General features: G+C 71.4%; 4 protein-coding genes. 3 read left to right on the forward strand and 1 reads right to left on the reverse strand.

Features of this window, described 5'->3' with window-relative positions; genetic code table 11:
- Window positions 1-112: 112 nt before the first annotated feature.
- Window positions 113-2,143 carry a hypothetical protein gene (locus tag CW362_RS34110; protein WP_103553485.1) on the reverse strand — a complete coding sequence of 677 codons (2,031 nt, stop codon included), beginning with the start codon at window positions 2,141-2,143 and terminating at the stop codon, window positions 113-115.
- A gap of 343 nt (window positions 2,144-2,486) precedes the next feature.
- Between CW362_RS34110 and CW362_RS34115 the strand changes: the two genes are divergently transcribed.
- The 3 genes from CW362_RS34115 to CW362_RS34125 all read left to right on the forward strand — a co-directional run.
- On the forward strand, window positions 2,487-4,013 hold the full coding sequence (locus tag CW362_RS34115) for a leucyl aminopeptidase (protein ID WP_103553486.1): 1,527 nt from the start codon (window positions 2,487-2,489) through the stop codon (window positions 4,011-4,013).
- 316 nt (window positions 4,014-4,329) lie between these two features.
- Entirely contained in the window at window positions 4,330-5,718 is a 1,389-nt protein-coding gene (gene lpdA / locus CW362_RS34120; protein WP_103553487.1) for a dihydrolipoyl dehydrogenase, read from the forward strand.
- Window positions 5,719-5,864: 146 nt separating this feature from the next.
- Window positions 5,865-6,558, forward strand: a 694-nt coding sequence (locus CW362_RS34125; RefSeq protein ID WP_338069092.1) for a biotin/lipoyl-containing protein, incomplete at its 3' end; no start/stop codon positions are given.

The raw sequence follows: 6,558 nt of genomic DNA on the forward strand, positions 1-6,558 counted from the left end.
CCCCTGGGACTGTTTCTTCCGGAGAGCCCCCCGGCTCCCCGCCGCACGGCTCACGAGCGCACCCCGGCCGGGACCGGCCGGGGTGCGCGTCTGCTGCCGCGGTGCCGCGCGCCTAGGCGGGCAGGTTCAGCTTGACCGCGGACTGGAGGAGCTCCGGCTTGGTCCAGTCGTTGCGCGCCCCCGCGTACGGCGTGCCGAACGCGGTGGTGCCGACCGTGAGCTGCTTGGTGGTCCCCTCCGGCACGGTCACCGGGGTCTGCGTCCCGTTCGGGGCGGTGATGGTGACCTTGTTGCCGATGCGGTAGGCCGTGACCCTGCCGCTCGCCAGGGCCGTCTGCCAGTCGGTACGGCGCTGCAACTCCGTGCCGATGGCGCTCTGGCGGGGGTTCTGCAGCGGGGCGTTGTCGGCGTAGATCGCCCTGTAGTCGGCGAGCACCTTGTCCAGGACCGGGTAGAGGATGCGGCCCTCGGCCAGGTTGGACTGGTGGACGTAGTGCGGACGCGGGTCGTTGCCGATCGCGTGCCCGAGCGCGGTGCGCGCCTCGGCCGGGACGATGTGGTCGGCGTAGCCGGTGGCCGTGTTCAGCGGGGCCGGCAGGCAGGTGGACGTCGCGTTGTTCTCGCACACCCCGCTGCCGCCGTCGGCCTTCGAGGTGTAGATGTAGTTGTACTCGTCGGCCATCTCCTCGGGCGTGCCGGTGTTGTAGTAGATGTTCATCGGGTAGCGCGGGACGGTCATCACGCCGTTGCCGACCGAACGCTGCTCGGGCTCGCGGGAGTTGTCGGACCCGGTCCACCTGACGCCGTTCGCGGACATGGCGCGCGCGAGGTTCGGGTTGTCGACGGGCTGCTGGGGCAGCGTCTTGAGTCCCGAGTGCTCGCCGGTCACCAGCTCGGTGCGGTCGGTGGCGAGCCCGTGCGAGGCCGCCCAGTCGTTGTTGTCCGAGATCTGCGCGGAGATCTCGGACCGGCTCACCCACTTCGTGGTGCCGTCGGTGTTCTTCGCGCAGGTCCAGGGGACGGTCGTGGTGTCCTGGACGCAGCCGAGGAACGGGTGCGTGTAGGTGTGGTTCATCCAGCGGAACTTGGCCTTGTCCGCGAGCAGTTGGTCCGTGAGGGCGTCGGTGCCGCCGTTCTCGTCCTTCCACTGCTCGCCCGCGCCCCCGTTGAAGACCATGTCGAGCGTGAACCCGTGGTCGGCCTCCCACTGGGCGGCGTAGGCGGCGTCGGCCGCGGTCATGCGGATCGGCGTGGTGGTGTCCTCGCCGTCGCCGCCCGCGCAGTCGATGTCGCCGGGGGTGCAGTTGCGCTCGGAGTCCCAGCGGGCGTCGGGCGCGAAGACGTCGTCGACGTGGACGGAGAAGTAGTTCCTGGCCTGTCCGAGGTGCACGCCCTGGGTGAGCCACTCGACGATGCCGCGCGCCAGGACCTTGAACTGCTTCTGGTACTGGTTGTACGCGAAGGTCACCACGAGTTCGCGGCGCCCGTCGTGCTCGTACTGCCCGAGCATCGAACCGCCGCTGGGCGCGTTCAGGTAGCTGGTGAACCCGTCCCTCGGGTGGGCCGCGTAGCCGTAGGTCTCCTGCACGGCCGGGTCGTTGTCCTCGAAGGTCAGCGGTCCGTCGAGGTAGCGGAACGGGCCGGCCGTGCCCGCCGCGGTGATCTGCGTGGTCGCTCCGTCCAGCACGCCGGACCAGCCGCCGTTCTGGTCGGTGTAGTCGAGACCGACCTCGGGGTGGGCCCAGGTGTAGGCGTCGACCTGCGGGATGCCGAACGTCTTCTCGTAGTCCTCCAGGGCGGTCTGTTCGGCCGAACCCGCGCCGAAGGGCAACTCGTTCGGCAGGACGACGCCCTGGTACTTGGCGCGCGGGACGCCGTTCACCGTGTCGCTCAGGAACGTCGCGTTGATGGTCGGGCGGTTCGCGTCGCCCAGGTTGACCGTGGTGTACGGGACACCGGAGTTCTTCAGCTCCGCGGTGATGGCTCCGACCTGGCCCGCGCCGTTGTCCACGACCAGGACCTTGAGGTCGATCCGCGGCGTGACCGCCGCGGACGCGCCGGGCGCCCCCATGCCCAGCGCCAGGAGTCCGGCGGCCCCCAGGACGGCGGCCGTCCCTCTCCACCGTTGCAGACTCTGTGCCATATGTGGCTTTCTCCCCCTCGAGCATTCCCCACGGGTGGAAACCATGGGGAATCTGTGGAAATCGTGCAAAGCAGTGGACGGCGTGCCCACTGACCACGATGAGTGTGTCTCAGCTCACCGGGAGTGAGGGGCGGGAATACGGGACGGCGCCACCTGTGGGTGAACGTCCGTAGAAATGAGCGAAACCCGGCCCCGAGCGTAGGCTCGTCCCGGGTACTCGCCCGGCCCGTCAGGGGCCCCGGCGAGGACCGCCCCCGAGGACGGATCTAGGGTCGGCCGTCGGGCCCGGTCGACCCACCCTTCTCGGCCAAAGAACTTCAATGGAAGCGGAGATCTCACCACCGTGACTGCTCTCACTCTCAGCACCGCCGCGGCGTCCGGTCTGCGGGCCGACGCGATCGTCGTCGGTGTCGCGAAGGGCCCCAAGGGTCCGGTCGTCGCACCGGGCGCCGAGGCCGTTGACAACGCGTACGACGGCGGGCTCGCCGGGATCCTGGAGACCCTCGGGGCCTCCGGGGCCGAGGGCGAGGTGACCAAGCTGCCCGCGCCGTCCGGATTCAAGGCCCCCGTCGTGGTGGCCGTCGGCCTGGGAGCGGTTCCCGCGGACGAGGCCGGCTTCGCCGCCGAGGCGCTGCGCCGCGCGGCCGGTGTCGCCGCCCGCGCGCTCGCCGGCGCCAAGAAGGCCGCGTTCGCGCTGCCGGTCTCGGACGCCGCCGACGCCGGTGCCGTCGCCGAGGGCGCCCGCATGGGCGCGTACGGCTTCGACGCCTACAAGGAGGCGGGCCGCAGCGAGGCCGCCAAGGACCGCAAGGGTCCGCTCGGCGAGGTGACCGTCCTCGGCGGCAAGCCCCGGGACGCGGCGTACAAGGCGGCCGTCGCGCGCGCCACCGCCGTGACCGAGGAGCTCAACCGCGCCCGCGACCTCGTCAACACCCCGCCGAACGACCTCAACCCGGAGTCCTTCGCCGCCGTCGCCACCGCGGCCGGCAAGGAGCACGGCATCAAGGTGCAGGTGTTCGACGAGAAGGCCCTCGTCAAGGGCGGCTTCGGCGGCATCCTCGGCGTCGGTGCCGGCTCGGCCGCCGGCCCCCGCCTGGTGAAGCTGTCGTACACCTCGTCGAAGGCGAAGAAGCACCTCGCCTTCGTCGGCAAGGGCATCACCTACGACTCGGGCGGCATCTCGCTCAAGCCCGCCGGGCACAACGAGACGATGAAGTGCGACATGGCCGGCGCCGCCGCGGTCTTCGCCGCCGTGGTCACCGCCGCGCGCCTGGGCCTCGAGGTCAACGTCACCGGCTGGCTCGCGCTCGCCGAGAACATGCCCTCCGGCTCCGCCACCCGTCCGGGTGACGTGCTGCGCATGTACAGCGGCAAGACCGTCGAGGTCCTGAACACCGACGCCGAGGGCCGGCTGGTCCTCGCGGACGCGCTGTGGAAGGCGTCCGAGGAGAAGCCGGACGCGATCGTCGACGTGGCGACGCTGACCGGCGCGATGGTGCTGGCGCTCGGCAACCGCACCTTCGGCGTGATGGCCAACGACGACGCGTTCCGTGCCGCGATCGTCGAGGCCGCCGAGGAGGTCGGCGAGGAGTCCTGGCCGATGCCGCTGCCCGAGCACCTGCGCAAGGGCATGGACTCCCCCACCGCCGACATCGCCAACATGGGCGAGCGCATGGGCGGCGGCCTGGTCGCCGGCCTGTTCCTGCGCGAGTTCGTGGGCGAGGGCATCACCTGGGCGCACCTGGACATCGCGGGCCCCGCGTTCAACGAGGCCGGCCCGTTCGGCTACACCCCCAAGGGCGGCACCGGTTCCGCGGTCCGCACCCTGGTCCGTCTCGCCGAGCTGACGGCGGCCGGCGACCTGGGCTGAGCCCCCCGTACGGCACACGGCCCCGGGCGTCCGCGCGCCCGGGGCCGCTCGTATGGCCGAACGGAGGTTTCGCCCTCGACGAAATCCGCAGGTTCACCCGGTTCCGCACCCCGTCGACGTGATGGATCAGACGCCCCACACACCGGCCCGGCGTCTCGCTCGCCCTCGACAAGTGCGAAGATGGGTTCTCGGCAGGACAGGGCCCCCACCACAGGGCCGTAGAAAGAGCGGCCGGACACCAGCCGACCGACCGGTCAACCACCCGTAAGGGACGAAGGTGCCCGGCGTAACGGCGCACATGCATGGAGGACGTGACGTGGCGAACGACGCCAGCACCGTTTTCGACCTAGTGATCCTCGGCGGCGGTAGCGGCGGTTACGCCGCGGCGCTGCGCGGAGCGCAGCTGGGCCTGGACGTCGCCCTGATCGAGAAGGACAAGGTCGGCGGTACCTGCCTGCACCGTGGGTGCATCCCCACGAAGGCCCTGCTGCACGCGGGCGAGATCGCCGACCAGGCCCGCGAGAGCGCGCAGTTCGGCGTCAAGGCCACCTTCGAGGGCATCGACGTACCCGCCGTCCACAAGTACAAGGACGGGGTCATCTCGGGCCTGTACAAGGGTCTTCAGGGTCTCATCGCGTCCCGCAAGGTGACGTACATCGAGGGTGAGGGCCGCCTGTCCTCCCCGACCTCCGTCGACGTGAACGGCTCGCGGATCCAGGGCCGCCACGTGCTCCTCGCGACCGGCTCCGTGCCGAAGTCGCTGCCGGGCCTGGAGATCGACGGCAACCGCATCATCTCCTCGGACCACGCGCTCGTCCTGGACCGCGTTCCGCAGTCCGCGATCATCCTGGGCGGCGGTGTCATCGGCGTCGAGTTCGCCTCGGCGTGGAAGTCCTTCGGTGCCGACGTGACCGTCATCGAGGGCCTCAAGCACCTCGTCCCGGTCGAGGACGAGAACTCCTCCAAGCTCCTCGAGCGCGCGTTCCGCAAGCGCGGCATCAAGTTCAACCTGGGCACCTTCTTCTCGAAGGCCGAGTACACCGAGACCGGTGTCAAGGTCACCCTCGCCGACGGCAAGGAGTTCGAGGCCGAGGTCCTGCTCGTCGCCGTCGGCCGCGGCCCGGTCTCGGCCGGCCTCGGCTACGAGGAGCAGGGCATCGCGATGGACCGCGGCTACGTCCTGGTCGACGAGTACATGCGCACGAACGTGCCGACCGTCTCCGCCGTCGGCGACCTCGTCCCCACGCTCCAGCTCGCGCACGTCGGCTTCGCCGAGGGCATGCTGGTCGCGGAGCGGCTGGCCGGTCTGAAGACCGTCCCGATCGACTACGACGGCGTCCCGCGCGTGACGTACTGCCACCCCGAGGTCGCCTCCGTGGGCATCACCGAGGCCAAGGCCAAGGAGATCTACGGCGCGGACAAGGTCGTCGCCCTGAAGTACAGCCTCGCGGGCAACGGCAAGAGCAAGATCCTCAACACCTCGGGCGAGATCAAGCTCGTCCAGGTGAAGGACGGTGCCGTGGTCGGCGTCCACATGGTCGGCGACCGCATGGGCGAGCAGGTCGGCGAAGCCCAGCTCATCTACAACTGGGAAGCGCTGCCGGCCGAGGTCGCCCAGCTCATCCACGCCCACCCGACGCAGAACGAGGCGCTCGGCGAGGCCCACCTCGCCCTCGCGGGCAAGCCGCTGCACGCGCACGACTGATCCGGTCCGGCCGGGGCCTTCCCCGGCCACCGGCCGTCCCAGTCACCGCGTCGAGCAGGGCTCGACGACGACCACAGACTTCCGCACTTCCCCGAGCCCTCGATCCCGGTCGGGCAGGGGAGACCCAATAAGGAGCAACAGAAACCATGCCGGTTTCCGTAACCCTTCCGGCACTCGGTGAGAGCGTCACCGAGGGCACTGTCACCCGCTGGCTGAAGGCCGAGGGCGAGCGCGTCGAGGCCGACGAGCCGCTGCTGGAGGTGTCGACGGACAAGGTCGACACCGAGATCCCCTCCCCCGCCGCCGGCATCCTGGCGTCCATCAAGGTCGCCGAGGACGAGACCGTCGAGGTCGGCGCCGAGCTGGCCGTCATCGACGACGGCACGGGCGCGGCCGCCGCCGCCCCGGCTCCCGCCGCCGCCGAGGCTCCGGCCCCGGCCGCCGCTCCGGCCGCCCCCGCCCCGGTCGCCGAGGCCCCCGCCGCTCCGGCCGGTGGCGCCTCCGGCACCGACGTCGTGCTGCCCGCCCTGGGCGAGTCGGTCACCGAGGGCACCGTCACCCGCTGGCTGAAGGAGGTCGGCGAGGAGGTCGCGGAGGACGAGCCGCTGCTCGAGGTCTCCACGGACAAGGTCGACACCGAGATCCCCGCGCCGGTCGCCGGCGTGCTGCTGGAGATCGTGGTCGGCGAGGACGAGACCGCCGAGGTCGGCGCGAAGCTGGCCGTCATCGGCGCTCCCGGTGCCGCTCCGGCCGCCGCCGCCCCCGCGGCTCCGGCCGCCCCGGCCGCGGCCCCCGCCGCGCCTGCCGCCCCCGCCGCGCCGGCCCCGGCTGCTCCGGCCG

The organism is Streptomyces populi (assembly GCF_002911015.1).
In the GTDB taxonomy this organism is placed as follows: Bacteria; Actinomycetota; Actinomycetes; order Streptomycetales; family Streptomycetaceae; genus Streptomyces; species Streptomyces populi.